Here is a 25844-nt window from a genome sequence, read left to right as displayed (position 1 = left end):
TTTACAGCGCGGCAGAGAACTTGCGGCCTTCGGTCAGCATGAGATGGAAATCCACAGCCGGGACCGGACGCGAGAACAGGTAGCCTTGCAATTCGTTGCAACCGGCTTCCTTGAGGAAGTTGAACTGCGCCATGTTTTCCACGCCTTCGGCGATGACCTTGTGGCGCAGTTGCTTGGCGATGCCGATGATGGCGCTGGCGATGGCGCAATCGTTGGTGTCGTCGGGGATGCCGGTGGTGAATGAGCGGTCGATCTTGAGCGTGTTGATCGGGAAGCGCTTGAGGTAGGACAGGCTCGAATAGCCGGTGCCGAAATCGTCGAGCGAAATCGTCACGCCGAGCAGGCAGATTTTTTCCATGATCGAAATCACCCGGTCGGTGCTGTGCATCAGCATGCTTTCGGTGATTTCCAGCTCCAGCCATTCACCGGTCAGCTGATGCCGGCTCAGAGCGGCCCTGACGCGGTCCGGTAGCGAGCGCGTGAACTCGCGCGCCGTCACGTTGATGGCGATGCGAATCGGCTCCAGGCCGGCTTCCTTCCATTGACGCGCCTGCGCGCAAGCGGCTTCCAGCACCCAGTCGCTGAGCTGGACGATGAGGCCGGTCTCTTCCGCAATCGGGATGAAATCGCCCGGCGCCAGCAAGCCGCGCTCGGGATGCTGCCAGCGCACCAGCGCTTCGGCGCCGGTGATATGACCTTGCGCGAAGTCGATCTTGGGCTGGTAGTACAGCAGCAATTCGTTGTACTCGAAGGCGTGCAGCAGTCCGGTTTCGATGCGCAGCAAATCCAGCGTGTTGCGGTTCATCTCTTCGCTGTAGTACGCGTAGCCGCCCTCGTTGTTCTCGCCGCCCTGCTTGGCGCGGTACATGGCGATGTCGGCCAGGCGCAGCAGGGTTTCGGTGTCGGTGGCGTCTTGCGGATACATGCTGATGCCGATGCTGGCGCCGACACGCAGCTCGTGGCCGTCGATGAAGAACGGCTCGTCGAACAGCGCGATCAGCTTTTGCGCCACGAAACCGGCGTGGTAATCCTTGTCGATGTCGAACAACGCGATGGCGAATTCATCCGCGCCCAAGCGCGCCACCACGTCTTCATCGCGCAATGCCTTGCGCAGGCGGATCGCGACTTCGACCAGCAGCATGTCGCCGGCGACATGGCCGAGCGTATCGTTGATCGGCTTGAAGCGATTCAGGTCGATGAACATGATGCAGCCGTAAATATTGTCCTGCTGCGCGGCCTGCAGCGCCTGGTCGACCGTGCGTGTCAGCAGCGTGCGGTTGGGCAGGCCGGTCAGCGAGTCGTAATAGGCCAGATGGTGAATCAGCTTTTCGGCGTTCTTGCGTTCGGTGATGTCGTTGATGTAGCCGATCATGCCGATCGGCTGGCCGTGCTGGTCGCGCATGACCGACAGCGACAGACTGGCCCAGAACGCTTCGCCCGACTTCTTGCGGCGGCGCACTTCCATCTCGCGTCCGCCCTGCGCCAGGAACACGTCGTTGAGCGAGGCATCGTCCTCGTCTTCGTTCTCGTACAGGAACAGCACGTTGCGGCCGATCGCCTCGATCGCGGTATAGCCGAACAACTGTTCGGCGCCACGATTCCAACTGGTGATGAAACCGGCCTGGTCCATCGTGATCACCGACTCGTGCATCTGGTTGAGGATTTGCGCCTGCTGCTCGAGCTTGGATTCGATCTGGTCCAGTGCGCGGCTGCGCTTTTCGGTGTCGGCGCGGTTTTGCAGCAGACGGCCGGTCAATGCGGCGAATGAAGCCAGACGTCCGGCTTCGGCTTCAGTGTAATTTTCGTACGGATCGGGAAAGACGTAGTGCCCGTAGCTCACGCCTTCATGCACCACCGACTGCAACAGCTGCTGCGTGTCGAGTGCGTTGGCGACATCGGAAAAATAACGGCCGCCCGTGCGGCCGAGGAAACTCGATACGATATTGCTTAACGCCTCGTGCAGCGCGATGCCTTCGAGACCCAGCACTGCGTCAAGCAGTGCCGAGCAGCAGGCCAGATCGTTGCTGCTGAGGGTGGCGATCATCGCGTCAGGCCTCGTGACTGACTTTAGAAGCCCAGCGATAGGCCTGGATCAGCGCGCGGCAATAACCCTCGGGTGTAACGCCGGCCGCAGCCAGATCGGTGTGACGCAGCGGGATGCGGCCGTATTCGGCGCGTTCCACCACGTCCAGCAGACGACCAAGACGTCCACGGCGCTGCATCAGCGCGTCGACGATGTCCTGCGGCAGTTTGAGCGGTTCGATGATGAGCCGCAGCGGCATGGTCAGCAGCACGTCCAGCAGCGAGAACATGCCGACGATGAAGGCGCGGTCCTGCTCGTCGCGGTCGCCGTCGATCTGGTGGCACATCGCTTCCATCATGGCGGCGCGTGCAGCAGCGCGCGGCAGCAGCGGATTGGCCGACTCGTCGCCGGGAAAGCGTGCATACAACAGCAGTTGCAGCCAGCGTTGCAGCTGACGGCGGCCCAGCAGGTTGATGGCCTGGGTGAAATTGGTGATGTGCGCCGAGAAGCCGAACGCCGCCGAGCTGACCAGCTTGAACAATTGGTACGACAAGGCCGGATCCTGCTTCAGCAGTCCTTCCAGCGCATGCGCATCGGCGTCATGCGAAACCAGTTCCAGCAGCTTGACCAGGCGGCCGCGCGAAATCGCATCCTTCTGCGCGACGTTCGACGACGGCAACAGCGGGTATTCGCCGCTGAACCAGCGGAAGCCCTCAGCACGGCAAGCGTCGAAGCTGACCGGGTCGGGGACGTTTTCCGCCAGGTGCGGACCGCGCATGCGTATGAGCCAGGGGCTCGCGTCGGCCGGAATGCCGGCGCTGCAATCGAGCGACAGCGATTCGATGAAATCCGGGAACAAGGCGGTACGCGGCGGAATGCCGTCGGCGATCAGGCCATAGCCCATTTTCGTGAGGCGTTCCAGCAACGGTTGCCGCGCCGGATCGGCACAATACTCAACCGGCACCCGCAGGATCAGTTGGGTGTCCTTGGGCGGCGCGCCAAATTCACCGGCGAACTTGTCGGGATTGGGAACCGTGAGGATGCAGGAAAGCCGTCCGAGCGCTTCGCCCAGACCGAATTCGTTGAAAAGCCGGGAAAACAGGTCGCAACCGTTCTCATCGAACGGCGATACATGCAACGAGAGCGCCGTCCACAAGTAATGGACGTCTGCAACGGGCTGTAGAAAAACTAGAGGAAAAGGGATGCTTTTATCCTGGACAGCCATTTTGTGTGGAATTGCGGTGAGCGACCGCAATATTTCTAATTAGTTATGAAAAATAAATAAGTAAGTTTCCAAAAAGAATTCTTATCTAAATCCAAATATTCACTAAATATACCTGAGAAAACTGCACTTGCCTAAATGTTCATTCAATCAGGAACATTTCCTGCAGATCGTTCAGGAAGCGGCGTCCCAGCTCGGTTGGCCGGATGATCGCGTGGTCGCGATACAGCAGGCCCTTTTTCTCGGCGTCGTTTAGCGCGGCGTCGATGGCGTTGATGCTCATGCCGGTGCGCTCGTTGAACAGATTGACCGGGAAACCGTCTTCCAGGCGCAAGGCGTTGAGCATGAATTCGAAGCCCAGTGCGTCGCGGCCGATTTCGCCCTCTTCCTGAATGGCGTTGCCGCTGCGCATCTTTTCCATGTAGGTCTGAGGATGCTTGTGGCGCGCCTGGCGCACGATGCGGTGCGGGAACGACAACTTGGAATGCGCTCCGGCGCCAATGCCGAGGTAGTCGCCGAACTGCCAGTAATTGAGGTTGTGGCGCGCCTGGCGCTTCGGCTGGGCGTAGGCCGACACTTCGTAGTGCTGATAGCCGGCGGCGCCGGTCAGTTCGGTGATCATGTCCTGCATATCGGCGCTGGTGTCGTCGTCCGGCACCTGCGGCGGGTATTTGGCGAACAGCGTGTTTGGCTCCAGCGTCAGGTGATACAGCGACAGGTGCGGCGGCGCGCAGGCGATGGCGGTCTCGATGTCGCGGCGCGCTTCTTCCACGCTCTGCGACGGCAAGGCGTACATCAGGTCGAGGTTGAAATTGTCGAAATTGGCGTGCGCGATCTCGACCGCCTTGCGCGCCTGGTCACCGTCATGGATGCGGCCGAGCGCGGCCAGGTGCGCCGAGTTGAAGCTCTGGATGCCGATAGACAGGCGGTTGATGCCGCTGGCGCGATAGGACTTGAATTTCTCGGCTTCGAAAGTGCCTGGATTGGCTTCCATCGTGATTTCGATATCTATATCGAGCGGCAGCAAGGTGCGGATATCGGACAGCAAACGGTCGAGCCCGGCCGCCGACAGCAGGCTGGGCGTGCCGCCGCCAATGAAAACGGAATAGATCTTACGGCCCCAGATCAGCGGCAACGCCGATTCCAGGTCGGCGCGCAAGGCGTCCAGATAGATGTCTTCGGGAAAGCTGCCCTTCACCTCATGCGAATTGAAATCGCAATAAGGACACTTTTTCACGCACCACGGGAAATGCACGTACAGCGACAGCGGCGGCAAGGCCGACAACTGCAGACTGCCTGGCTTGAGGAAGGCCAGCGCGGCCTGCGCCGGACCGTCCTGCTGCCCGGACTGGCCCGACAGCGAAGGCAGATTCACACTGACCGGCTTGATCGGAATGATCATCGCAGCTTCTCGACCAGCGCGCGCAGGGCCTGGCCACGGTGCGAGTGGGCGTTCTTTTCGGCAGCGCTCAATTCGGCGGCGGTGCGGTTCAGCGCCGGCAGCCAGAAATACGGGTCGTAGCCGAAGCCGCCGGCGCCGCGCGCTTCTTCGACGATTTCGCCATGCCAGGAGCCGTCGGCGATGACCGGTTGCGGGTCGTCGGCGTGACGCACGTAAACCAGCACGCAATAGTAATAGGCTGACTTGTCGTCGTGGCCGGCCAGGTCGGCGATCAGCTTGGCGTTGTTGGCGGAGTCCGATTTCGGCTCGCCGGCGTAGCGCGCGGACCATACGCCGGGCGCGCCGCCCAGGGCGTTGACGCAGACGCCGGAATCGTCCGCCAGCGCCGGCAGGCCGGTCAGGCGCGCGGCGTGGCGCGCCTTGGTCAGCGCGTTTTCAACGAAGGTGGCGAAGGGTTCTTCGGCTTCCGGCACGTCGAACTCGCCTTGCGGACGCACGTCCAGGCCGATTTCGCCGAGCAAGGCGCCGAATTCGCGAAGTTTTCCGGGGTTGTTGGAGGCGAGGACGATTTTTTGGGTCATGACGGATGAATAACGAAAAATAGCAACAGATCAAGTAAAAACGCCATGTCCGAAGTACACGGACATGGCATGTCGGGATTGTAAAAGGATTCGGGCGCGGCTGCTGGCCCGGCGTCCTTTTGGCGCGACGATTTGTCGTCGCTTAATTTCTCGTCGCTTAATTTCTCGTCGCTTAATTTCCCGCCGGTTATTTTGCCAGGCCCAGTGTTTCTTTCTGCAGAGCAAGCAGTTCCTTGATGCCCTTGTCGGCGATGTCGAGCAAGCTGTTGAGCGTGGCGCGGTCGAAGGCGGCGCCTTCAGCGGTACCCTGCACTTCGACGAAATGGCCGGCATCGGTCATGACGACGTTCATGTCGGTGTCGCAATCGGAGTCTTCGACGTAGTCCAGATCCAGCACCGGCACGCCGCGATAAACGCCGACCGAAATCGCCGCGACGAAATGCTTGACCGGGATTGCGGTGATCAAGCCGCGAGCTTGCAGCACCGAGAATGCGTCGTACGCGGCGACCATGGCGCCGGTAATGGCGGCCGTGCGGGTGCCGCCGTCGGCTTGCAGGACGTCGCAGTCGAGGTGCAGCGTGCGTTCGCCGAAGGCTTCCAGGTCGAACGCAGCGCGCAAGGCGCGGCCGATCAGGCGCTGGATCTCCTGGGTGCGACCGGATTGCTTGCCCTTGGCGGCTTCGCGGTCCATGCGGGTATGCGTCGAGCGCGGCAGCATGCCATATTCGGCGGTCATCCAGCCCTGCCCTTTGCCCTTGAGGAAGCCCGGCACCTTTTCTTCGATGCTGGCGGTGCACAGCACGCGGGTGTCGCCGAACTCGACCAGCACGGAGCCTTCGGCATGTTTGGTGTAGTGGCGCGTCAGGCGCACGGTGCGCAAATCGGCGGTGGCGCGTCCGCTGGGACGTTGGAATGCGGTCATGGTTTTCCTATGGAATCGGTGGCGGACGCCCTGGCGTCATGTTGGCCGGGCAGAACCGGAGAACAGGTTTTGATGGCGCGCGGCAAGCAAACTTTTTACAATGCGCTATCCAAACCCAAATACAATCACGCCTCATTGAGGTGAGTGCGCTTGAATTTTTACCGGCATTGTCTTGATAAACTGCCGGTTTGTAAAGGAAGCATGCCGTCACCGGGCCTTCCCTGCACACCTTCCCGGTCGCCGGCCACAAGCTGCGCGACCCGCCATCCGGAGAATCGATTGACCATTTACAGCATGACCGGCTACGCCGTCACCAAACGCGACACCGCCGCCGGCGCTATCACCGTTGAACTCAAGAGCGTCAATTCGCGCTTCCTCGACCTGCAATTCCGCGTCAACGACGACCTGCGCGCGGTCGAGCCCGCCATGCGCGAAGCCATCATCAGCAAGCTGGTGCGCGGCAAGGTCGAATGCCGCCTGAGCTTCGGCCGCAAGACCGCCGAAGGCGCCAGCCAGGCCCTCAACCAGACGCTGCTGGCGACGATCTCGGAATTGCAAAGCCAGGTGCGCGCGCAATTTATCGACGCCGCGCCGCTGAGCGTGGCCGAATTGCTGCGCTGGCCGGGAGTCATCGAAGAAGCCGAAATCGGCCAGGACACGCTGCAAGCCGACGTGTTGGCGACATTGCAGCAAACCCTGACCGCCTTCCTCGACAGCCGCGCACGCGAAGGCGCAGCGCTGCAGGCCGTGCTCGAAACCCGCATCGACGCCATGGAAGCGATCGTCGCGCGCATCACGCCGCTGGTGCCGCAACTGGTGGCGCAATTCCAGCAAAAGGCTACGGAACGCATGCAGGAAGCGTTGGGGCTGGCGAGCAAGGACGGCGCCGTTGCGTCGCTGCCGCGCGAAGAAGTGCTGGAGCGCATCCGCCAGGAAGTCACGCTGTACGGTATTCGCATCGACATCGCCGAAGAGCTGGCGCGCCTGTCGGCACACCTGGCCGAGACCCGCCACATCCTGAAAAAAGGCGGCCAGGTCGGCAAGCGTCTCGACTTCATGATGCAGGAGCTCAACCGCGAAGCCAATACGGTCGGCTCCAAGGCCGCCATGAAAGAACTCGCCGATGCGTCGATGGAGTTGAAATTGCTGATCGACCAGATGCGCGAACAGGTCCAGAACCTCGAATAATCGAACAATCGATAACCGATCCAGACATTCAGACACGAGAGAGCATCCCATGCCAAACAAGAATCCAACCTCCGGCAGCCTGTTCATGGTCGTGGCGCCCTCCGGCGCCGGCAAATCGACGCTGGTCAACGCCCTGTTGAAGCAAGAGCCCGAGATCAAGCTGTCGATTTCCTACACCACGCGGCCGCCGCGCCCGGGTGAGGAACACGGCCGCGAATACTACTTCACGACCGCCGACGACTTCCTCAAGCGCCAGGCCGAAGGCGAATTCCTGGAATGGGCGGAAGTGCACGGCAATTACTACGGCACCTCGCGCCTGATGATCGCCGACCAGATTTCCAACGGCACCGACGTGCTGCTGGAAATCGACTGGCAAGGCGCGCAGCAGGTCAAGAAACAGTTCTCCAACGCCATCGGCATCTTCATCCTGCCGCCGTCGATTGCAGCCCTCGAAGAGCGCCTGAAAAAGCGCGGACAGGACGAACCGCACGTCATCACGCGCCGCATCCTGGCCGCCGGCGGCGAAATCGCTCACTCGCCGGAGTTCGAATATGTTATTATTAATCAAGAGTTTGCAGTCGCTTTGTCGGAATTGACGGCAATTGTGAAAGCAGCGCGTTGCCGCTTCCCGCAACAAGCTGCACGCAACACCTTCCTGTTCACTCAGCTGGGCATTCATGCCATCGCCTGAGTTGATGAGTAAATCGCTCCCAAGGCGCACGACTCCGACTGGCTCCGATAAGGAACCCGGTTGAACCGGAACCACCAGAATCATTCAGAATCACCAAGCAACACGAAATCAGGAGTTTTTATGGCCCGTATCACCATCGAAGATTGCCTCAAGCATATCCCTAACCGCTTCCAGCTGACCCTGGCCGCAACCTATCGCGCACGCCAACTGCTGCAAGGCCACACCCCGAAAGTGGATGCCAAGGACAAGCCAACCGTGACAGCCCTGCGCGAAATCGCTGCCGGCAAGGTCGGCATCGAGATGCTGAAAAAAGTACCTGCCTGAGTTTCACTCTCGTCCATGCTGCCGATAACGCCAACGTATGAGCCTGACTCCTCCAGATTCAACCCTCGGTTCTCCGTTATCAGCAACTAGCACGACTGGCACTACTAGTACGGCTGGCACGACCGGCAATACCGGTACTCCCCGAGCGTCTTCCGGACGCTCGGCTTCAAAACAAAATTCCCAAAACCCTTCCGCAGCACCTGCTCCCGCTTTGCACAGCGGCGTGGCGACGTTTACCCATCTGACGCACAAGCTCGAGGAATACCTCTCGCCTTCCGAACTGAAGAAGGTCAAGGAAGCCTATCGCTTCTCGGATGAGGCGCACTTGGGCCAGATGCGCAAGTCGGGTGAACCGTACATCTCGCATCCGCTCGCAGTCGCCGAAATCTGCGCCGACTGGAAGCTCGATGCGCAAGCCATGATGGCGGCGCTGCTGCACGACGTGATGGAAGACCAGGGTGTACGCAAGGAAGAACTGATCGAACGCTTCGGCGCCCCGGTGGCGTCGCTGGTCGACGGCTTGTCCAAGCTCGACAAGATCGAATTCCAGAGCCAGATCGAAGCGCAGGCGGAGAACTTCCGCAAGATGCTGCTGGCAATGGCGCGGGATGTACGCGTGATCCTGGTCAAGCTGGCCGATCGCCTGCACAACATGCGCACGCTCGGCGCGATGGCGCCCGAGAAAAAACGCCGCATCGCCCGCGAGACGATGGAAGTCTACGTGCCGATTGCCCACCGCCTCGGCCTCAACAATATTTACCGCGAGTTGCAGGAACTGTCGTTCTCGCATCTCTACCCGCTGCGCCACAAGACGCTGTCGAAAGCGGTCAAGTCTGCGCGCGGCAATCGCCGCGAAGTGGTCACCAAGATCCTCGAGTCCGTCACCAGCACGTTGATCGCCGCCGGCATTCCGGCGCAGGTCGACGGCCGCGAAAAGACCCTGTACGGCATCTATCGCAAGATGCGCAACAAGCACTTGTCGTTCTCGCAGGTGCTGGACGTCTACGGCTTCCGCGTCGTGGTCGACAGCTTCGCCAATTGCTACGTCGCGCTGGGCACGCTGCATTCGCTGTTCAAGCCGATGCCGGGCAAGTTCAAGGATTACATCGCGATTCCCAAGCTGAACGGCTACCAGTCGCTGCACACCACGCTGATCGGTCCCTACGGCACGCCGGTGGAGTTCCAGATCCGTACCCAGGACATGCATCGCGTGGCCGAATCGGGCGTCGCTGCACATTGGCTGTACAAGGACGACGAAGGCAGCCTGACCGACTTGCAGCAACGCACCCACGCCTGGCTGCAATCGCTGCTGGACATCCAGAAGCAAACCGGCGACTCGGCCGAATTCCTCGAACACGTCAAGGTCGACCTGTTCCCGGATTCGGTCTACGTCTTCACGCCGAAGTCAAAGATCATCGCCCTGCCGCGCGGCGCTACAGCCCTCGACTTTGCCTATAACATCCATACCGACATCGGCGACCAGACCACCTCGGTCGTGATCAACCACGAACCGGCGCCGCTGCGCACCGAGCTGCACAACGGCGACATCGTCGAAATCATCACCTCGCCATCGTCGCGCCCGAGCCCGAACTGGCTCGGCTACGTCCGCACCGGCAAGGCGCGTTCGGCAATCCGCCATCGCCTGCGCACAGTCAACCTGGTGGAATCGCAGGCGCTGGGCAAACGCCTGCTGACCAATGCACTCAACACGCTGGGGCTTGATCCGGACCTGCCAATCGCACTGATCGAGCGTCTGCTCAACGAATCCAGCGCCAAAACCATGGATGAGCTGTACGCCGACATCGGCATCGGCACACGCATGGCGCCGCTGGTGGCGCGTCACATCATGGGCATGACCGAGAACGGCGGCGCCATACCGCAGCTCGACGTCGAAGGTCATATGCTGCCGAGCAAGCCGGATCCGGTAGTCATCACCGGCAACGAAGGCGCCACCGTCCAGCTGGCCGCCTGTTGCCTGCCGATCCCCGGCGACAAACTGATCGGCCATCTGAAACACGACCAGGCGCTGATTGTGCACGTTGACGATTGCGAAACCGCCAAGCGGCATCGCGAGAAAGAACCGGATCGCTGGATCGAAGTCACCTGGGCCGGCGAACTCAACCGCCGCTTCGAATGCCGCATCACCATTCTGGCGCACAACCAGAAAGGCACGCTGGCGCGCATCGCTGCCCAAATCGGCGAAGCCGACGCGCATATCGTCTCGGTCAGTATGGACGACGACGGCGATCCGGCGATGAAGAACCTGCGCTTCACCATCCAGGTCGAAGACCGTGTCCACCTGGCACGCACCATGCGCGGCATTCGCAGCATCGACAGCGTCGCCCGCATCCTGCGCGAGCGCAGCTAGCCGACCTTGCAGGACACCCTTTCTTCCTGATGCGCTAAGCGGCTTCCGCTTGCGCCTCCGGCACGGCAAATTCCATTCCCCCGCCGCTGTTGCATGCGCCGTGCTTGACTTTCTCCGCAACAAATTCGATCAGCGCGCTGACTGCCAGTGACAGCTGGCGTCGGTTCGGATACACCGCATACATGCCGCTGATGTCGCGCTGATATTGCGGCAAGATGCTCACCAGCGTACCGCGCCGCAAGTCTTCCGCCGCGACCATCACCGGCAACAACGCAATGCCCAGCCCGGCGCGCGCCGCACGCAGCAAGCCCTGTGCGGTGTTGATGCACAGGCGCGGCGCCACGCGGATGCTTTCTGCGCCATTGGGTCCTTCCAGCTTCCACAGCGCCGCTTGCGGCGTATTCGACGCGGCCAAGCAGTCGTGCCCGGCCAACGCTTCCAACGACTCCGGTGCACCGCGCCTGGCCAGATACGAAGGACTGGCCAGCAAGCCACGGTGGCTGGCGCCGAGTTTGCGCGCCACCAGGCTGGAATCGGGCAACTGCCCCGCGCGGAAGGCCAGGTCGACGCCCTCCGCAATCAGGTCGACGCGATCGTCGCTGAGCAAGAACTCCAGTTGCACGCGCGGATAGCGCTGCATGAATTCAGCCATCCACTCCATGGCGAAGTTGTCGAAAAAGTCCGCCGGCGCCGCTACACGCAAGACACCGCCCGGTTCGCGATTACCCTCGGACAGGCTGGCGCCGGCGTGCTGGATGTCTTCGATGCCGGGGGCACAGCGGTCGAAGAACTCGCGCCCCGCTGCGGTCATGTTCAGTTGCCGCGTGGAGCGTTGCAGCAGGCGCACGCCCAGGCTCTCTTCCAGCAATTGCAAACGCCGGCTGATGGTGTTGGAAGGCATGCCGAGACGGCGGCCCGCAGCGGCAAAGCTGCCGGCGCGCACGACTTCGACGAAGACGGAGATATCGTTCAGGTCCAACATGGCATTCATCCTAAAAATGGACTGGTGAAAGCAGATTCTCCCATCTATTGAAGTTATTGGAAAGCCTCTATATTCCTTTCATCGCCATTCAATGCGACCTGATAACCCAAGGCAACTTTCCAAGGAAACAACATGAGCACCCTTCTGCACATCGACTCCAGCGCCCGCTACACCGGCTCCCTCACTCGTCAGCTGAGCGCTGCCTATGTCGAGCAATGGCAAGCCAAGAACGCCGGCGGCACAGTCGTCCAGCGCGACCTGGCAAGCCACATCCTGCCGCACATTACCGAGGCCATGATCGGCGCGTATTTCACCCCTGCCGACCAACGCAGCGCGGAACAGCAAGCAATCATCGCCGAATCCGACAAGCTGGTGGACGAACTGATCGCCGCCGACACTCTGGTCATCGGCGTGCCGATGTACAACTTCGCGCCGCCATCCGCGTTCAAGGCGTGGGTTGACCATATCAGCCGCGTCGGCCGCACCTTCTCGTACGGCGCCAACGGTCCGACCGGCCTGCTGAAAGGCAAGCGCGCCATCGTGATCCTGAGCAGCGGCGGCGTCTACTCCGAAGGTCCGGCGCAACCGCTGGATTTCAACGGCACCTACATCCGCAGCGTGCTGGGCTTCCTGGGCATCACCGACGTCGAACTGATCACCGCCGAAGGCGTGTCGATGGGCGAAGAAAAAGCCAAGCAAACCGTATCACTGGCCCAGGAAAAGATCAGCGCAATCGTCTGATCGCGTTTTTCCAAGGCAAAAAAAGCCGGATCATCAGATCCGGCTTTTTTACGTCTCCGCCATCTGCTCCATCCGCCTCAGGACACATGCACGCTCTTGTGCAAGCGCCGCAAGCCGAACCATACGCCTGCCGCAAACACCGGCACCATCAGTCCGGTGGCGACGTCCGGATTGATCGGCACGCCGGCCGCCTTGAGCGCCTTGCCGATATAACCGAACAAACCCACCATGTAGTAGGAAATCGCCGCCACCGACAAACCCTCGACCGCCTGCTGCAAGCGCAACTGCTGCGCCGCCCGGGCATTCATCGATTCGAGGATCTGGCGGTTCTGCTGCTCTTGCACGATGCCGATGCGCGTGCGCAGCAGATCGTTGGTATGCGCGATCCGTTCGGCCAGTGCTTTCTGTCGATGTGCCACCGATGTGCAGGTATCCATTGCAGGCGCCAGACGGCGCTCCATGAATTCACCGATGGTGGGCACGCCTTCCACCCGCGTTTCGCGCAATTCTTCAATACGCGCCTTGACCAGGCGGAAGTAGGCCTGCGACGCTGAAAACCGATAGCTGTTTTCCAGCGACATCTTTTCGATGCGCGCCGCCAGTCCGGTGATCTTGCGCAGGATCCGTTCATCCTCGGCGTGCCCTGCGCTGGTATTGCCGCCGCCATGTTCGGCATCGACCATCGCCGCCGTCAATGTCGCCAGGTCGCTTTCGATGGCGTTGAGCACCGGGCCGGCCTGCAGCGCATGCGGCAAGCCCAGCAAGGCCATCATGCGGTAGGTTTCGATTTCCAGGATGCGCTGCACCAGGCGTCCGCCCTGCAGGTCGCGCAGGTCGATGTCGCGCACCACGAAGCGGCTGAAACCGTCGGCCTGGATCACGAAATCGGTCCAGATCTCTCCGCCCTGCAATACCTTGCTGGAAGACAGCAGCTTGCCTTCGAACAGGCGCGCCATGCCGGCGGCGGCGTCATGCTCCGGCGCGCGTTCCAGCACCACGTGTGCGGCGACCATGATCTTGCCTTGCAAGGCCAGCAGCCATTGCTGCGGCACATGCCTGAGCGGCGCGGCGGCGAAAGCTTCATCGGTCGTCAGTGCAGCGTCGTGACTTTGCGCGAAGGTGTAGCTGGCGAATTCGGTGTGGCATTCCCACTTGAGACGGAAACGGCCGAAATCATGGAAGAAGTGCTTGGCATCCATCCCCGGCGCAGTCACCCCGAAATGCAGGCACAGGTCCGACAGCAAGGCATGCTGGTATGCGACGTGGTGGTTGGCGTCGGCATCATCCTGGTTGCGCAGATAGACCGCGAGATGCGTCAGGCTTTCCGGCGCGGTCAGGTGCAGGAACGGCCGCGAGTGCACTTCCGCGGCGAGCGCCACGCGTTGCGGGTGATTCAGGCTGGCGTAGACGATGGACATGGACTGGCCTTTGGCTTCATCAGAAATCGGAGAATGTGAATTGTGTCGCGCTGCAGGATCGTGAAGCAGATTCCGTTCCAAGCGCTGCATGATTCGGCGCCGGCAAACAAGCCGGCGCTGGGGAGGCTCAAGGGAGGCTCAATCCTGCCGTGCCGGATAACTGACCGCAAGGATGGTCAGTTGCTCCACGCCGGCGGGCGTCTGCAGCGTGACTTCATCGCCCTCGCGGGCTTTGGTCAAAGTACGCGCCACCGGCGAGATCCAGCTGATCTTGCCGTTGAGCGGATCGAGCTCGTCGATGCCGACGATGGTGACGGTGTGTTCGATGCCGTCCTGGTTCTCATAGGTGACCGTGGCGCCGAAAAAGATCTGGTCGTTGCCGTGATGGATGGTCGGATCGACCACTTCGGCGATGTCGAGGCGCTTGGTCAGGAAGCGGATGCGGCGATCAATCTCGCGCAGGCGGCGCTTGCCGTAGATGTAGTCGCCGTTTTCCGAACGGTCGCCGTTGGAGGCGGCCCAATGCACGATGCGCACCACTTCCGGACGGTCGACATCGATCAGGTGCAGCAGCTCGTCCTTGATGCGCTTGTGCCCCGCCGGCGTCATGTAGTTCTTGGTGCCCGCGGGAATGGCCGGCAACGCCAGTTCGTCGTCATCGTCGCCGTCGGATTCTTTTACGAATGCTTTATTCATGTTCTCGCTTGCATACTCCACGTGGTGGTGCGGCCTTTCAGCCTGTCCATCATTGTAGCGGTATGTTAAAGTTCCCGAGCGCGCAATTGCACTGCGAACGCGCTAAAACAGAGCTTCCCGCACAGACTTCTTCCGCCCTTTTTCATGACCTCTTCCACGACTCGCTACCGTATCGGCCTGGCCGCCAACCGCGCCCATCAGGACGCCCCCAACTCCGCACTGGTGCAGCTGCTCCAGGGTTCGCGCGTACGCATCGAAGCGCTGCAGCCGGAACTGGTGGTGGTCGGCCGCACCCTTGATGCGATCGGCCAACTCGGCCTGCTGCCGGGCTATCCGCACATCGAGCGCTTTCCTTACGGGCGCCAGGGCGGCCTGATGAAGCTGGTGTCGCGCGTGGTCGACAGCGATCCGGCGCGCATGCTGGACGCCATCATTTACCTGATCGATCCGGTCGATCCGTCCTCGACCTTCCCTGAAGCGGTAGCGCTCAAGCGCCAGTGCGTGATCCACGGCAAGCCCTTCCTGTCGACGCTGGCCGGCGCGCAGGAATGGTTCGAGCTGGAAGCGATCGCCGGCGGCGCAGCGCCGGATCCGGCGCGCGACGGCTCGTTCCGGCTGGCCGATGAAGGCATCGCCCTGATCGCCCATGATTCGATGAAAGCACGCATGCTGGCGCTGGCCGAGCGCCATTTCGACGTGCTCGACAGTTTTGGCTTCCGCTGCGCCACCGGCACCACCGGCGGCCTGCTCAATGAGCTCGCGGTCAAGATCAAGGGCGAAGCCGGCCGCAACTGGGTCAAGCCCTTCCTGAGCGGTCCGCTCGGTGGCGACGCCCAGATCGCCGAACTGATCCTGGAACACGAATGCCGCCGCGTGTTGTTCCTGGAAGATCCGCACGTCGCCCGCCAGCACGAAGCGGACATCCAGTTGCTGGAACGCGCCGCACGCACCGTGACCGACTACGCCTCCTGCATGAGCGACGAGAAATGGGGCGATCGCTGGCTCAGCCTGATCAAGCAGCGGCAAGTACGGTAAGCAGCCGCCAAGGGATTCTCTGAGGCAAGTCCGGCTTGTTTTTGGCGCGCCCGCCCAACATATGCCTGCAGCGGCCTTCGCGCATCCTTGAGGACTTCCTTGTCGCACAAGATCAGAAAATACCTGCTGGCGCCGTTCGTCTACACCGCAGCGCTGCTGTTGCTGCTGGAAGAATGGCTGTGGAACGCCAGCAAGCGCCTGTTCGCCCGGCTGCCGCTGATTCCGTTCATCGCGCGCCTGGAAGCCTGGATCGCCGGCGTTCCACCCTACCTGGCGCTGGCCATCTTCGTCCTGCCCAGCCTGCTGTTGCTTCCCGTCAAAATCCTTGCCCTGATGTCGATCGCCCATGGTCATCCGACGCTGGGCCTGATCATCATCGTCAGCGCCAAGGTACTCGGCACCGCACTGGTGGCGCGCCTGTACACGCTGACACAAACTGCCCTGCTGTCACTACCGTGGTTTGCCCGCTACCGGGACATTGTCTTGCGCTTCAAAGACCGCATGATCGCCCAGCTACGCGCGACGCGTGCCTGGCAACAGGTCGAAGCCGGACTCTCGAGTTTCAAGGAGGCGCGACGGCGCTGGTGGGCATCGGTCAAGGAACGTTGGGGCAATCACGACACCCGCAGCGGCCAGGGCAACCGCTTGATGCGCATGATAAGGAAGTACGCCGCCCGACGGCGTGATCGGCAATAAGCGGAAATTGCTGGAGGTAAAAATGAAACCGCCGACATGGCGTCGGCGGTGCGTTGAATCAAATGATCAACTGATCAGCTGTCCTGCTCGGCAACGTCGCCGGTGCCGGCTACCGCTTCGACTTTCTTCTCGGGAGCATGTCCCATGTTGGTGGAAATATTGTTGCCCCACTCGAACGCCTGGGTTTCCAGTTCGTAGAAATCTTCGGCGCTCAGTTGCAGTCCGTCGAGCAACTCCTTCATCTGTTCCGGCGTCTTGTCGGCTTTCTCGGTAGCTTCTGCCAATTGCAGGATCTCGCCGTAAAAGCCGGTGCGGAACAGCAGCGCATCGCGGATTTCGGCGCTGACCGTGATCTGCGTGAGAATGGTGTCCATCTGCATGCCGAACAAGGCGTCCACCAGCGACATGATGCCCACAGTGAAGGCAATTTCGGACATCTTGCGGCGACCGGGACGGATTCTTTCAGTGATCAGCTCCAGCATCTTGCCGCGCGTGGCTGCCAGGATCAGCAACGGCGACAGCGTGTGCGCCTTGTCTTTTTCGGTATTGGCGAACAGCAGGATCTGCATCCAGCGCTTGAGCTGACGACGGCCCAACACGATCAACGCCTGCCCGAGCGAATCGATGTGCTTCATGAAACCGTACACGGGCGTATTCACCAGGCGCAGCAACGTCAGGCTCAAGGCGACGTCGCGCTTGATGTAACGCACGATTTCACCGTTGTCGACATTGCGCACCAGCAACGTCAGGATATGCATGATGGCGATCTTGGAAGCTTCCAGCTTCTTGCCCTGCAGGATCACCGGCTTGGCGAAGTAATAGCCCTGGAAGTAGTCGAAACCGAAAGTCACGCAATCGCGGAACTGTTCGACCGTCTCGACCTTCTCCGCCAGCAGCATCTTTTGCGCGCGCTTGAAATGCACGCTCAGCTTGAGCAGCTTGCTCGCGTCGACTTCCATCACGTCAATCTTGATGATCTTGACCAACGGCAGGAGCTGGGCGATATCTTCCGACTCGGTGATGACGTCGTCCAGTGCGAACACATAGCCCGCGCGCACCAGCTCATTGACGCGCTTGACCAGCTCGGGGGTAACCTTGACGGTTTCGAGGATTTCCAGCACCACCTTGTCGGCCGGCAGGAAATTGATGAAGTCGCTCATCAGCACGGTCGCATCGACGTTGATGAAGCCGTGCAAGCTGCCGATGACATTGTTGAGACCGAGTTCAGACGCGTGCGCTATGACGGATGCCGTTGCCGAAACGTCGTCATTGACGTTGGCCGGGCCGAATGCGGCGTTGCGGAACAGCAGCTCGTAACCGATCAGTTCCTGTTCGCGGTTCAGGATTGGTTGTCTGGCCAGGAAAAAATCATGGGCGTGATGCGCAGGTGGCGCCGGGGCGACGGCGTTGTGATCAGGAGACGGTTCGGTCATGATTTCTTATTTTGAATAACCCCGGCACTTGCGGCAGACAATGAAACTTTGGCATGACCTTCTATTGTATGCCTTGATGCATTGTCGATACCAAAAAACATTTCACGGATGAGACGGCGGCAAAATCTGCCGGCGCAAGCCTCGTCAGAACGATACATTCAAGCCTCTCCCGATTCCAGCAGGAAACCGGCGCCGCTGTCGCGACCCAGCACCTTCACCAGGTACGGCATGACTTCCTTCAAGGTCGCCAACAGCGTCCACGGGGGATTGAGCACGAACATGCCGCTGGTATGCAGGCCGAAACCATCCGGCGACGGCGAGCTGATCGACAGCGTGACGTTGATCCAGCTCTTGGCACCGAGACGCTTGAGGCGATCGGAAAACTGTTTGGATTCAATCCGCTGCAGCACAGGATACCAGACCGCATAGGTGCCGGTCGGGAAGCGCACCAGCGCATCCTGCAGGGCTTCCTTGACCTTCTGGTAGTCGCGCTTGTCTTCGTACGGCGGATCGATGAGCACCAGCGCGCGCCGCGACGGCGGCGGCAGCAAGGCCTTCAGTGCAAGGAAACCGTCGCCGCGCTCGATCATCACGCGCTTGCCGCGCGCACTCGGGCGCTTGCCCTGCTCCGCGGCGTGCGCATCAAGTTTGCGGAAATTATCGGCCAGTATCTTGCTCTCGGTCGTATGCAGTTCGAACAGGCGCAGACGGTCCTGCTCGCGCATCACCTGGTTGGCGCAATACGGCGACCCGGGGTAGTAACGCATCTTGCCGCTGGGATTGAGGTCTTTCACCAGTTGCACGTACTCGGCAACGGCTTCAGGCAGATCGGTGCGATCCCACAGCGGGCCGATGCCGGTTTCGTATTCGGCGTTCTTGCTGGCGTAGTTCCCGTCCAGCGCATAGACGCCTCCGCCGGCATGAGTGTCGACCACCATGTAGGGAGTGTCTTTCTGGCCGAGATAACGCATCAACTGGATCGTCACCATGTGCTTGAGCACATCAGCGTGATTGCCAGCATGGAAGGCATGGCGGTAACTCAGCATAAAATCGTTCGAATCCCTGAAATGTTGGTGGCCGTCGCCGGCTATGGCAGTGCTTGTACCGAAATCACACGGAACTGCTGTGTGTCTGGTAGTTTTTCACATTTAATTTCACATTCTAACAAGGTTGCTTGCCGAATAGTCGCCCGCCTTCCGAATGTTACAAAGCCGTCAACAGTTTTTCTAGCAACCTACTCGCCCGAACGATCCAGGCGGAAGTAGGCGTCCAGCAGCGATGTCTTGAACACCACGCCCAGCAGACGCGGGTCTTCGCTGCTCGAGATTACCGGCAACCGCTCGCCCTGGTGATCGAGAAAGAGTTGCAGCGCTTCTCCCAGCGACATGTCCGGCGTCACTTCATGCAAAAAATGCGTACGCATGAAATCCCCCGCACATTTCGTCCCGATATTGTCCTTGTCGAGCAGCAACGAGGTCACGTCCTGCAAGGCCACCACCCCGAGATAGCGATTTTCCTGATCGGTGATGTAGATGTACTTGACCGGATATTGCAGGAAGATGCGGGTCACTTCGGAGAACGGCGCATCCTTGTGCAACACCGTTTCTGCCGGCTTGATCAGTTCGCTCATGTGAGTGCCGCGCAGGCGGATGCGTTCGGCCGCGTCGCGATGGCGCTTGAGCGTGATTTCATACATCGAATTGCCGTCCAGGCTGCGCGCGATGACATACGCCACCACACACGACAGCATCAGCGGCAGCACCACCTGGTAGCTCAGCGTCATCTCGAAGATCATCAGGATCGCCATCAGCGGCGCGTTGGTCGCGGCAGCCAGGAACGCGCCCATGCCCACCATGGCATACGCGAACGGCTGCGAAATCGCATGCGGCCACAAGGCGTGCGCCATGTCGCCGAACAGGAAACCGATGGCCGCGCCGACGAACAAGGTCGGCGTGAAAATCCCGCCGACCGCGCCCGAGCCGGTGGTCAGTGCCGTCGCGACGATCTTGTAGATCATCACGATCAGCACCGTCGACCACAGCCAGTCGGTGTGCAGCAACGAATTGACCACGCTGTAGCCGTTTCCCCACACTTCCGGCACCCGCACCGACAGCAAACCAACCAGCAAGCCGCCCAGTCCCAGGCGCAGCGGCAACGGCAGGCGTGTTTTCTGAAACAAGGTCTTGCTCAATTCGAGCAGGCGCAGGAATTGCGGCGCCAGCAGTCCGGCGATGACGCCCAGCACGACGAACAGGATGATTTCGACACCGGCCACTTCTGGGAAATACGGCATCTCGTACGCAGGCTTGTAGCCCGGCAGTTCGCGCATCGTGATGTTGGCCACCACTGACGCCACCACCACCGGGGCTAAGCTTTCCATGACCAGCGCGCCAAGCACGATTTCGGTGACGAAGAAGGCGCCGGCAATCGGCGCGTTGTAGGCCGAGGTAATCCCGGCCGCCGCGCCGCATGCGACCAGCAGGCGCATGCGCGACGATGGAAAATGCGCGAAGCGTCCGACCAGCGAAGCGCACAAGGCGGCCAGTTGCACCATCGGCCCTTCCCGCCCGATCGAGCCGCCCGAGCCGACCGTGGCCAGCGACGACAGGCTGCGCAGCAAGGTGTGACGAATCGGGATCTGGCCGTCGCCGATGGCCACGGCTTCCATGTAATCCGAGGTGGCGCCGGCCGGCATGCGTTTGGCCCAGATCAGGATCAGTCCTGCGACCACGCCGCCGCAGGTCGGCAGCAGCACACGCATCTGCCAGGACAAGCCCTTGGCGATCTCGACGAAGCTGCCGCTATGACCGGTCAGCAGATATTGCACGGCATCGATGCATTCACGGAAACCGATCGTCGCCAACGAGCCGACGAAGCCGACCACGGCCGCCCACAGCAGCATCGCATGGCTCTCGGACATGCGCAGCCAGGTTTGCAGGCGGAACCGGTATTTGAGGAGAGTATTGCGCATCGGACGGCGTTCAGTCCTTGCCGACGATCAGGGATTGCAGGTGCTGCATGTCTTTTTCGATGGCGGCGTCGGCCTTCTTTTGCATGCGCTGGTAGCTTGCCACCACGTCACGCGCCAGTTCCGTGACGCGGGCGCCGCCGCCCTTGGCGCCGCCCGTCGCAGTCTCCACCAGCGGCTGATTGAAGCAGCGGTTCATTTCTTCGACCAGCAGCCAGGCGCGCCGGTACGACATTTCCATTTCCCGCGCCGCCCCGGAAATCGACCCGGTGCGATCGATCGCCAGCAGCAAGGCGGCTTTGCCGGGGCCGAAGGCGATCGTGTCGCCTTGCATCACGCGCAATCGTACGGTTTTGGAATTTGTCATGACCGCGATTGTAGCAAGGGCTCCGGGCAAATTACATGTATATGCGGCAGCGAATTGACTATCGCTATATCCTTACGTATATTCCGATCAGATTCTTCCCATTCAGAAAAACAGGAACTCCCATGCCCGCTTCCTTTACCGCACAACACCTGCGCCGACTCGCCGCGTCCGCCTCGTTCGTCCTGTTGGCGCTGCCCTTGGCGACGACTGCCGCACATGCCACCGACCTCGTGGTGTCCGCCGCGGCCAGCCTGACCAATGCGTTCAAGGATCTGGGTACGGCATTTGAACAACAGAATCCGGGTGTCAAGATCATCAACAACTTCGGCGCCTCCGACATCCTGATGCAGCAAATCGTGCGCGGCGCGCCGGCTGACGTCTTTGCCTCGGCGGACCAGACTGCCATGGACAAGGCCGTCGCCGAAAAGGCCGTGCAAGCCTCCACGCGCAAGAATTTCGCCGCCAACCAGATCGTCCTGATCGTTCCCAGCGACAGCACCCTGCCGCTCGCCGGCCTGAAGGACCTGACCCAGCCCGCCGTCAAGAAGGTCGCGCTGGGCAACCCGGCGTCGGTACCGTTCGGTCGCTACACCAAGACCGCACTGGAAAGCGCCGGCCTGTGGGACGCCGTGCTGGCCAAGGGCGTGATGGCGCAAAACGTGCGTCAGAGCCTGGACTATGTGGCGCGCGGTGAAGTCGAAGCCGGCTTCGTCTTCGCCACCGATGCCGCCGTCATGCCGGACAAGGTCAAGGTCGCGATCCGTATTCCGTCCGATACGCCTGCCACTTATCCGATCGCGGTGACGGCAAGCACTGCACAGGCCGAGCTGGCTGCGAAATATCTGGCCTACGTGCAATCGGCCGCCGGCCAGGCGGTGCTGGCGCGTTACGGCTTCCTCAAACCCTGATACGCTGCGGGCTGATCAACTCTCACTCGCTTACGCGTTGTCTTCCTCTATGGGTGCAGTCTGGACCCCGTTGCTGCTCTCGCTGAAGGTTGCGGGCTGGGCGACGGTGCTCAATCTCTTCTTCGGCGTCGCGGCGGCCTACGGGCTGTCGCGCTGGCGCTCGCCGCTGCGCGACCTGGTCGACTCGATCCTAACGCTGCCGCTGGTGCTGCCGCCGACCGTGCTCGGCTATTACCTGCTGGTGCTGTTCGGCAAGCGCGGCACCTTCGGCGCGTGGTTGTCCAGCATGGGCATCGAGCTGGTATTCACCTGGCAAGGCGCGGTAATCGCCTCGACCATCGTCGCCTTCCCGCTGGTGCTGAAGTCGGCGCGCGCGGCCTTTGAAAATGTCGACAAGCAGCTGGAAAACGCCGCGCGCGTGCTGGGCGTGTCCGAAGCCGGCGTGTTCTTCCGCGTCAGCCTGCCGCTGGCGGCGCGCGGCATTGCCGCCGGCGTACTGCTGGCGTTTGCCCGCGCGCTCGGTGAATTCGGCGCCACGCTGATGATCGCCGGCAATCTGCCCGGCCGCACGCAAACACTCTCCGTCGCGATCTATGAAGCGGTGCAGGCCGGCGATGATTCCACCGCCACCTTGCTGGTGGTGATCACGTCAGTCACCTGCGTCGCCGTGCTGCTGATCGCCGGACGCCTGATGCCGGGCCACACACGCCGGGCGGATCTGTCATGAGCGTCGCCGTCCATATCCGCAAGGAGCTGCGCGCCAACGACCGCATGTTCCAGCTCGACATCGACTTCGCCTCCGACAGCGACCGTATCGTGCTGTACGGTCCTTCGGGCGCCGGCAAGAGCCTGACGCTCAAGGCTGTGGCCGGCCTCATGACGCCCGACGAAGGCAGGATCACGCTGAACCAGCGCACGCTGTTTGACGCCGCGCATGGTGTCAACGTGCGGCCGCAGCAGCGCAATGTCGCCTACCTGTTCCAGGACTACGCGCTGTTCCCTCACCTCACCGTAGCGCAGAACATTGCCTTCGGATTGCAGCGCGGCTGCTTCAACCTGCGCAAGCCGGCCTCGCATCCCGCGGTCGCCCGCTGGTTGCAGGCGTTCGGCCTGGAAGCCACGGCCGGCAGCTATCCTTCGCAGATTTCCGGCGGCCAGCGCCAGCGTGTCGCCCTGGCGCGGGCGTTGGTGGCGCAACCCGACATCCTGCTGCTGGATGAACCGTTCTCCGCACTCGACTTGTCGCTGCGCGAACGCATGCGCCATGAGCTCAGCGAACTGCAACAACAACTGCATGTGCCGATGCTGATCATCACCCACGATCCGGCGGACGTCGACGTACTCGGCGACGCCGTGTTCGAGGTGCGCGACGGCATGGTCTCCCGCCAGAAATAAGCCAACAATAAAAAAGCCGCACTCTTGTGAAGTGCGGCTCCCGCAGGGACAGGGGTGGATACCCCCTGAAACTTCAATCGCCTTAAGTAAACCTAAGCAAACTCAAGCAACCTTCTTTTCGGCGCCATCGAAGAATTGTTCATCTTCGGTCGAGCCATGCAACGCCGTGGTCGACGACTGGCCTTGCTGGATCGCCTGGGTGACCGCGTCGAAGTAACCGGTGCCGACTTCGCGCTGATGCTTGACCGCAGTGAAGCCCTTATCGGCGGCTGCGAATTCGGCTTCCTGCAATTCCACGAAGGCCGACATCTGGTTGCGCGCATAGCCGTGCGCCAGATTGAACATCGAATAGTTCAGTGCATGGAAACCGGCCAGCGTGATGAACTGGAACTTGTAGCCCATGGCGCCCAGTTCCTTCTGGAATTTGGCGATGGTGGCGTCGTCCAGGTTCTTCTTCCAGTTGAACGACGGCGAGCAGTTATACGACAGCATCTTGCCGGGGAACTTGGCGTGGATGGCCTCGGCGAATTTCTTGGCGAAGGCCAGATCCGGCTTGCCGGTTTCACACCAGACCAGATCGGCGTATTCCGAATAAGCCAGACCGCGCGAGATGGCCTGATCAATGCCCGGACGGGTCTTGTAGAAACCTTCGACGGTACGCTCACCGGTCAGGAACGGCTTGTCGTTGTCGTCCACGTCGGACGTCAGCAAGTCGGCCGCTTCAGCGTCGGTACGGGCGATCACCAGCGTAGTCGTGCCGGAGACGTCAGCCGCCAGGCGCGCCGCGTTGAGCTTCTCGACCGCTTCACGTGTCGGCACCAGCACCTTGCCGCCCATGTGGCCGCACTTCTTCACCGACGCCAGTTGATCTTCGAAGTGGACGCCGGCAGCGCCCGCATCGATCATCGACTTCATCAGTTCATAGGCATTCAGCACGCCGCCGAAGCCGGCTTCCGCGTCGGCTACGATCGGTGCAAAGAAGTCGATGTCGTTCTTGCCTTCCGACCATTGGATCTGGTCGGCGCGTTGGAACGTATTGTTGATGCGCTTGACCACCATCGGCACCGAGTTGGCCGGATACAGCGATTGGTCGGGATACATTTCGCCGGCCAGGTTGGCGTCGCCGGCCACTTGCCAGCCAGACAGGTAGATCGCCTTCAGGCCGGCCTTGACCTGTTGCATCGCCTGATTGCCGGTCAGCGCGCCGAGGGCGTTGACGAACGGTTCGTTGTTGACCAGATTCCACAGCTTTTCAGCGCCGCGTTTTGCCAGCGTGTGCTCGATCTGCACCGAGCCGCGCAGACGCACCACGTCGTCGGCCGAGTAGTTGCGCTTGACGCCTGTCCAACGTGGGTTCTCCGCCCAGTCTTTAGCCAGCGCCTGAATTTGTTGTTCGCGTGTCGTCATGGTCAATCTCCTTAAGGTAGTCAGAAAATGGAGGTCAAGAAGTGAAATCCATGACTTCATAGTAGGCCTTTAGGTGCAGAGCAACAATGTCTTATATAAGACATATCAATAAATTTTTAACCTTAATATTCAACAAGTTAATTATCAATTTTTGCGATACGAAATGAAATTTCTGAAAATGAAATGGATTCATGATGCTGCGCAATCGCATTTTTCACAATATGAAACGGTATCTTTGCATCATGAAAAACAACCTCCTTCACGGCTCCTTTTGCCGTCGCGCAAACGTCGGGGCATAATGCATTCCGTCTTTCATAATAAAAGTCACGCATCGTCCTCACCAGCTACGATCGCCACTCATCCATAACGATATAAACAATAAGGACCTCCATGAGCCCCACCAGCAACAGAGAAGAGACACTCCGCCAATGGCAAGCCCGCGAAACCGAAGTACGCGCCAAACTGGCGGCCCCCGGCGTCGCGTCAATGGATGATCTGAAAGCCGGCAGCGGCATGGATTTCCTGCAGCGCATCTGGGACGGCGAACTGCCGTCGGTGCCGATCGGCGAAACCATGGATTTCATCCCGGTTGAAGGCGAACCGGGCCGCATCGTATTCCAGGGCACACCCGGCAAGCAGCACTACAACCCACTGGGCAGCGTGCATGGCGGCTATTTCTGCACCCTGCTCGACTCGGCAGTCGGCTGCGCCGTGCATTCCGTGCTGCCGCAAGGAATGGGCTACACCACACTGGAACTGAAGGTGAACCTGATCCGCGCGTTGACCGCGAAGACCGGGCCGGTGCGCGCCGAGGGCAAGGTGATCCAGGTCGGTAACCGCGTCGGCATCGCCGAAGGCCGCATCGTCGATGTCGACGGCAAGATCTACGCGCATGCAACGACGACTTGCCTGGTGTTCCCGCTGCCGTAAGCGTTACAAGCGTTGCAAGGGTTATGTATGACGGTTGCCGAAAAGTCTCACCTCTCTTTCAGCAACCGTCCGACGCGCATCCATTGCCTATTGGTTGTCTATTGAGTGCAGAAGGGTCAGAATGGCGTTAATAGAAATCAGCCGACG

General features: G+C 60.9%; 25 protein-coding genes. 11 read left to right on the top strand and 14 right to left on the bottom strand.

Features of this window, described 5'->3' with window-relative positions:
• Nucleotide 1: 1 nt before the first annotated feature.
• The 5 genes from E4P32_RS04550 to rph all read right to left on the bottom strand — a co-directional run bounded on the left by E4P32_RS04550 (nt 2) and on the right by rph (nt 6150).
• A complete protein-coding gene (locus E4P32_RS04550; RefSeq protein ID WP_116433063.1) occupies nt 2-2044 on the bottom strand; it encodes an EAL domain-containing protein in 2043 nt (680 codons plus the stop codon).
• A 4-nt stretch (nt 2045-2048) separates the two neighbouring features.
• Nucleotides 2049-3248 (bottom strand): HDOD domain-containing protein, encoded by a 1200-nt coding sequence (locus tag E4P32_RS04545; protein WP_116433064.1) that lies wholly within the window; start codon nt 3246-3248, stop codon nt 2049-2051.
• A gap of 139 nt (nt 3249-3387) precedes the next feature.
• Entirely contained in the window at nt 3388-4647 is a 1260-nt protein-coding gene (hemW, locus tag E4P32_RS04540) for a radical SAM family heme chaperone HemW (RefSeq protein ID WP_116433065.1), read from the bottom strand.
• The gene (gene rdgB / locus E4P32_RS04535) at nt 4644-5228 is read right to left on the bottom strand and encodes an RdgB/HAM1 family non-canonical purine NTP pyrophosphatase (protein WP_116433066.1); all 585 of its coding nucleotides are present in this window, start codon (nt 5226-5228) and stop codon (nt 4644-4646) included. The genes hemW and rdgB overlap by 4 nt, the downstream gene beginning before the upstream one ends.
• 187 nt (nt 5229-5415) lie before the next feature.
• The gene (rph, locus tag E4P32_RS04530) at nt 5416-6150 is read right to left on the bottom strand and encodes a ribonuclease PH (protein ID WP_116433067.1); all 735 of its coding nucleotides are present in this window, start codon (nt 6148-6150) and stop codon (nt 5416-5418) included.
• 294 nt (nt 6151-6444) lie between these two features.
• Here rph and E4P32_RS04525 point away from each other — a divergent pair, with 294 nt between their 5' ends.
• The 4 genes from E4P32_RS04525 (at nt 6445) to E4P32_RS04510 (ending at nt 10721) form a co-directional block, all read left to right on the top strand.
• Entirely contained in the window at nt 6445-7338 is an 894-nt protein-coding gene (locus tag E4P32_RS04525; protein WP_116433899.1) for a YicC/YloC family endoribonuclease, read from the top strand.
• Nucleotides 7339-7387: 49 nt separating this feature from the next.
• Entirely contained in the window at nt 7388-8029 is a 642-nt protein-coding gene (gmk, locus tag E4P32_RS04520; RefSeq protein ID WP_116433068.1) for a guanylate kinase, read from the top strand.
• A 120-nt stretch (nt 8030-8149) separates the two neighbouring features.
• The gene (gene rpoZ, locus E4P32_RS04515; RefSeq protein ID WP_116433069.1) at nt 8150-8353 is read left to right on the top strand and encodes a DNA-directed RNA polymerase subunit omega; all 204 of its coding nucleotides are present in this window, start codon (nt 8150-8152) and stop codon (nt 8351-8353) included.
• A gap of 37 nt (nt 8354-8390) precedes the next feature.
• Entirely contained in the window at nt 8391-10721 is a 2331-nt protein-coding gene (locus E4P32_RS04510) for a bifunctional (p)ppGpp synthetase/guanosine-3',5'-bis(diphosphate) 3'-pyrophosphohydrolase (protein WP_116433070.1), read from the top strand.
• Nucleotides 10722-10755: 34 nt separating this feature from the next.
• Here E4P32_RS04510 and E4P32_RS04505 read toward each other — a convergent pair whose 3' ends face one another.
• Nucleotides 10756-11703, bottom strand: coding sequence for a LysR family transcriptional regulator (locus tag E4P32_RS04505; protein WP_116433900.1), 948 nt, complete (start codon nt 11701-11703; stop codon nt 10756-10758).
• Between the two features lie 132 nt (nt 11704-11835).
• Here E4P32_RS04505 and E4P32_RS04500 point away from each other — a divergent pair, with 132 nt between their 5' ends.
• The gene (locus E4P32_RS04500; protein ID WP_116433071.1) at nt 11836-12444 is read left to right on the top strand and encodes an FMN-dependent NADH-azoreductase; all 609 of its coding nucleotides are present in this window, start codon (nt 11836-11838) and stop codon (nt 12442-12444) included.
• 77 nt (nt 12445-12521) lie between these two features.
• On the opposite strand, the gene E4P32_RS04495 is transcribed toward E4P32_RS04500, so the two are convergent.
• Nucleotides 12522-13862 (bottom strand): DUF3422 domain-containing protein, encoded by a 1341-nt coding sequence (locus E4P32_RS04495; protein WP_116433901.1) that lies wholly within the window; start codon nt 13860-13862, stop codon nt 12522-12524.
• A 138-nt stretch (nt 13863-14000) separates the two neighbouring features.
• Entirely contained in the window at nt 14001-14558 is a 558-nt protein-coding gene (gene greB / locus E4P32_RS04490; protein WP_116433072.1) for a transcription elongation factor GreB, read from the bottom strand.
• A 144-nt stretch (nt 14559-14702) separates the two neighbouring features.
• On the opposite strand from greB, the gene E4P32_RS04485 reads away from it, so the two are divergent.
• Nucleotides 14703-15593 (top strand): methylglyoxal synthase, encoded by an 891-nt coding sequence (locus E4P32_RS04485; RefSeq protein ID WP_116433073.1) that lies wholly within the window; start codon nt 14703-14705, stop codon nt 15591-15593.
• A gap of 99 nt (nt 15594-15692) precedes the next feature.
• Entirely contained in the window at nt 15693-16289 is a 597-nt protein-coding gene (locus tag E4P32_RS04480) for a hypothetical protein (RefSeq protein WP_116433074.1), read from the top strand.
• 74 nt (nt 16290-16363) lie between these two features.
• Here E4P32_RS04480 and E4P32_RS04475 read toward each other — a convergent pair whose 3' ends face one another.
• The 5 genes from E4P32_RS04475 to E4P32_RS04460 all read right to left on the bottom strand — a co-directional run bounded on the left by E4P32_RS04475 (nt 16364) and on the right by E4P32_RS04460 (nt 21057).
• Nucleotides 16364-17722: an EAL domain-containing protein gene (locus E4P32_RS04475; protein ID WP_116433075.1), complete on the bottom strand. Its 1359-nt coding sequence runs from the start codon at nt 17720-17722 to the stop codon at nt 16364-16366.
• A complete protein-coding gene (locus E4P32_RS24050; protein WP_147306542.1) occupies nt 17719-17880 on the bottom strand; it encodes a fructose-1,6-bisphosphatase in 162 nt (53 codons plus the stop codon). The genes E4P32_RS04475 and E4P32_RS24050 overlap by 4 nt, the downstream gene beginning before the upstream one ends.
• On the bottom strand, nt 17881-18768 hold the full coding sequence (gene rlmJ, locus E4P32_RS04470; RefSeq protein ID WP_116433076.1) for a 23S rRNA (adenine(2030)-N(6))-methyltransferase RlmJ: 888 nt from the start codon (nt 18766-18768) through the stop codon (nt 17881-17883).
• 188 nt (nt 18769-18956) lie between these two features.
• Nucleotides 18957-20693 (bottom strand): ClcB-like voltage-gated chloride channel protein, encoded by a 1737-nt coding sequence (locus E4P32_RS04465; RefSeq protein WP_116433077.1) that lies wholly within the window; start codon nt 20691-20693, stop codon nt 18957-18959.
• 10 nt (nt 20694-20703) lie between these two features.
• Nucleotides 20704-21057 carry a LysR family transcriptional regulator gene (locus tag E4P32_RS04460; RefSeq protein ID WP_116433078.1) on the bottom strand — a complete coding sequence of 118 codons (354 nt, stop codon included), beginning with the start codon at nt 21055-21057 and terminating at the stop codon, nt 20704-20706.
• A 122-nt stretch (nt 21058-21179) separates the two neighbouring features.
• Here E4P32_RS04460 and modA point away from each other — a divergent pair, with 122 nt between their 5' ends.
• The 3 genes from modA to E4P32_RS04445 are packed head-to-tail and all read left to right on the top strand — an operon-like array spanning nt 21180 to nt 23360.
• Entirely contained in the window at nt 21180-21965 is a 786-nt protein-coding gene (modA, locus tag E4P32_RS04455; protein WP_199525575.1) for a molybdate ABC transporter substrate-binding protein, read from the top strand.
• Between the two features lie 49 nt (nt 21966-22014).
• On the top strand, nt 22015-22692 hold the full coding sequence (modB, locus tag E4P32_RS04450) for a molybdate ABC transporter permease subunit (RefSeq protein ID WP_116433079.1): 678 nt from the start codon (nt 22015-22017) through the stop codon (nt 22690-22692).
• A complete protein-coding gene (locus E4P32_RS04445) occupies nt 22689-23360 on the top strand; it encodes an ATP-binding cassette domain-containing protein (RefSeq protein ID WP_116433080.1) in 672 nt (223 codons plus the stop codon). Before modB ends, E4P32_RS04445 begins: the two co-directional genes overlap by 4 nt.
• 102 nt (nt 23361-23462) lie before the next feature.
• Here E4P32_RS04445 and aceA read toward each other — a convergent pair whose 3' ends face one another.
• Nucleotides 23463-24767: an isocitrate lyase gene (gene aceA / locus E4P32_RS04440; RefSeq protein WP_116433081.1), complete on the bottom strand. Its 1305-nt coding sequence runs from the start codon at nt 24765-24767 to the stop codon at nt 23463-23465.
• A 390-nt stretch (nt 24768-25157) separates the two neighbouring features.
• On the opposite strand from aceA, the gene E4P32_RS04435 reads away from it, so the two are divergent.
• Nucleotides 25158-25697 carry a PaaI family thioesterase gene (locus E4P32_RS04435; RefSeq protein WP_116433082.1) on the top strand — a complete coding sequence of 180 codons (540 nt, stop codon included), beginning with the start codon at nt 25158-25160 and terminating at the stop codon, nt 25695-25697.
• Nucleotides 25698-25844 lie beyond the last annotated feature (147 nt).

The sequence above is a fragment of the Herbaspirillum sp. 3R11 genome (genome assembly GCF_004563925.1).
Lineage (GTDB): Bacteria > Pseudomonadota > Gammaproteobacteria > Burkholderiales > Burkholderiaceae_D > Herbaspirillum.
Note: the sequence above shows the minus strand (reverse complement) of the source record. Positions and strands in the feature narration are given on the sequence as shown.

What these genes read in the sequence shown, in the direction of transcription:
- E4P32_RS04550 (WP_116433063.1), bottom strand. Translation starts at nt 2,044, where the DNA reads ATGATCGCCACCCTCAGCAGCAACGATCTGGCCTGCTGCTCGGCACTG.
- E4P32_RS04545 (WP_116433064.1), bottom strand. Translation starts at nt 3,248, where the DNA reads ATGGCTGTCCAGGATAAAAGCATCCCTTTTCCTCTAGTTTTTCTACAG.
- hemW (WP_116433065.1), bottom strand. Translation starts at nt 4,647, where the DNA reads ATGATCATTCCGATCAAGCCGGTCAGTGTGAATCTGCCTTCGCTGTCG.
- rdgB (WP_116433066.1), bottom strand. Translation starts at nt 5,228, where the DNA reads ATGACCCAAAAAATCGTCCTCGCCTCCAACAACCCCGGAAAACTTCGC.
- rph (WP_116433067.1), bottom strand. Translation starts at nt 6,150, where the DNA reads ATGACCGCATTCCAACGTCCCAGCGGACGCGCCACCGCCGATTTGCGC.
- E4P32_RS04525 (WP_116433899.1), top strand. Translation starts at nt 6,445, where the DNA reads ATGACCGGCTACGCCGTCACCAAACGCGACACCGCCGCCGGCGCTATC.
- gmk (WP_116433068.1), top strand. Translation starts at nt 7,388, where the DNA reads ATGCCAAACAAGAATCCAACCTCCGGCAGCCTGTTCATGGTCGTGGCG.
- rpoZ (WP_116433069.1), top strand. Translation starts at nt 8,150, where the DNA reads ATGGCCCGTATCACCATCGAAGATTGCCTCAAGCATATCCCTAACCGC.
- E4P32_RS04510 (WP_116433070.1), top strand. Translation starts at nt 8,391, where the DNA reads ATGAGCCTGACTCCTCCAGATTCAACCCTCGGTTCTCCGTTATCAGCA.
- E4P32_RS04505 (WP_116433900.1), bottom strand. Translation starts at nt 11,703, where the DNA reads ATGTTGGACCTGAACGATATCTCCGTCTTCGTCGAAGTCGTGCGCGCC.
- E4P32_RS04500 (WP_116433071.1), top strand. Translation starts at nt 11,836, where the DNA reads ATGAGCACCCTTCTGCACATCGACTCCAGCGCCCGCTACACCGGCTCC.
- E4P32_RS04495 (WP_116433901.1), bottom strand. Translation starts at nt 13,862, where the DNA reads ATGTCCATCGTCTACGCCAGCCTGAATCACCCGCAACGCGTGGCGCTC.
- greB (WP_116433072.1), bottom strand. Translation starts at nt 14,558, where the DNA reads ATGAATAAAGCATTCGTAAAAGAATCCGACGGCGACGATGACGACGAA.
- E4P32_RS04485 (WP_116433073.1), top strand. Translation starts at nt 14,703, where the DNA reads ATGACCTCTTCCACGACTCGCTACCGTATCGGCCTGGCCGCCAACCGC.
- E4P32_RS04475 (WP_116433075.1), bottom strand. Translation starts at nt 17,722, where the DNA reads ATGACCGAACCGTCTCCTGATCACAACGCCGTCGCCCCGGCGCCACCT.
- E4P32_RS24050 (WP_147306542.1), bottom strand. Translation starts at nt 17,880, where the DNA reads ATGTATCGTTCTGACGAGGCTTGCGCCGGCAGATTTTGCCGCCGTCTC.
- rlmJ (WP_116433076.1), bottom strand. Translation starts at nt 18,768, where the DNA reads ATGCTGAGTTACCGCCATGCCTTCCATGCTGGCAATCACGCTGATGTG.
- E4P32_RS04465 (WP_116433077.1), bottom strand. Translation starts at nt 20,693, where the DNA reads ATGCGCAATACTCTCCTCAAATACCGGTTCCGCCTGCAAACCTGGCTG.
- E4P32_RS04460 (WP_116433078.1), bottom strand. Translation starts at nt 21,057, where the DNA reads ATGACAAATTCCAAAACCGTACGATTGCGCGTGATGCAAGGCGACACG.
- modA (WP_199525575.1), top strand. Translation starts at nt 21,180, where the DNA reads ATGCCCGCTTCCTTTACCGCACAACACCTGCGCCGACTCGCCGCGTCC.
- modB (WP_116433079.1), top strand. Translation starts at nt 22,015, where the DNA reads ATGGGTGCAGTCTGGACCCCGTTGCTGCTCTCGCTGAAGGTTGCGGGC.
- E4P32_RS04445 (WP_116433080.1), top strand. Translation starts at nt 22,689, where the DNA reads ATGAGCGTCGCCGTCCATATCCGCAAGGAGCTGCGCGCCAACGACCGC.
- aceA (WP_116433081.1), bottom strand. Translation starts at nt 24,767, where the DNA reads ATGACGACACGCGAACAACAAATTCAGGCGCTGGCTAAAGACTGGGCG.
- E4P32_RS04435 (WP_116433082.1), top strand. Translation starts at nt 25,158, where the DNA reads ATGAGCCCCACCAGCAACAGAGAAGAGACACTCCGCCAATGGCAAGCC.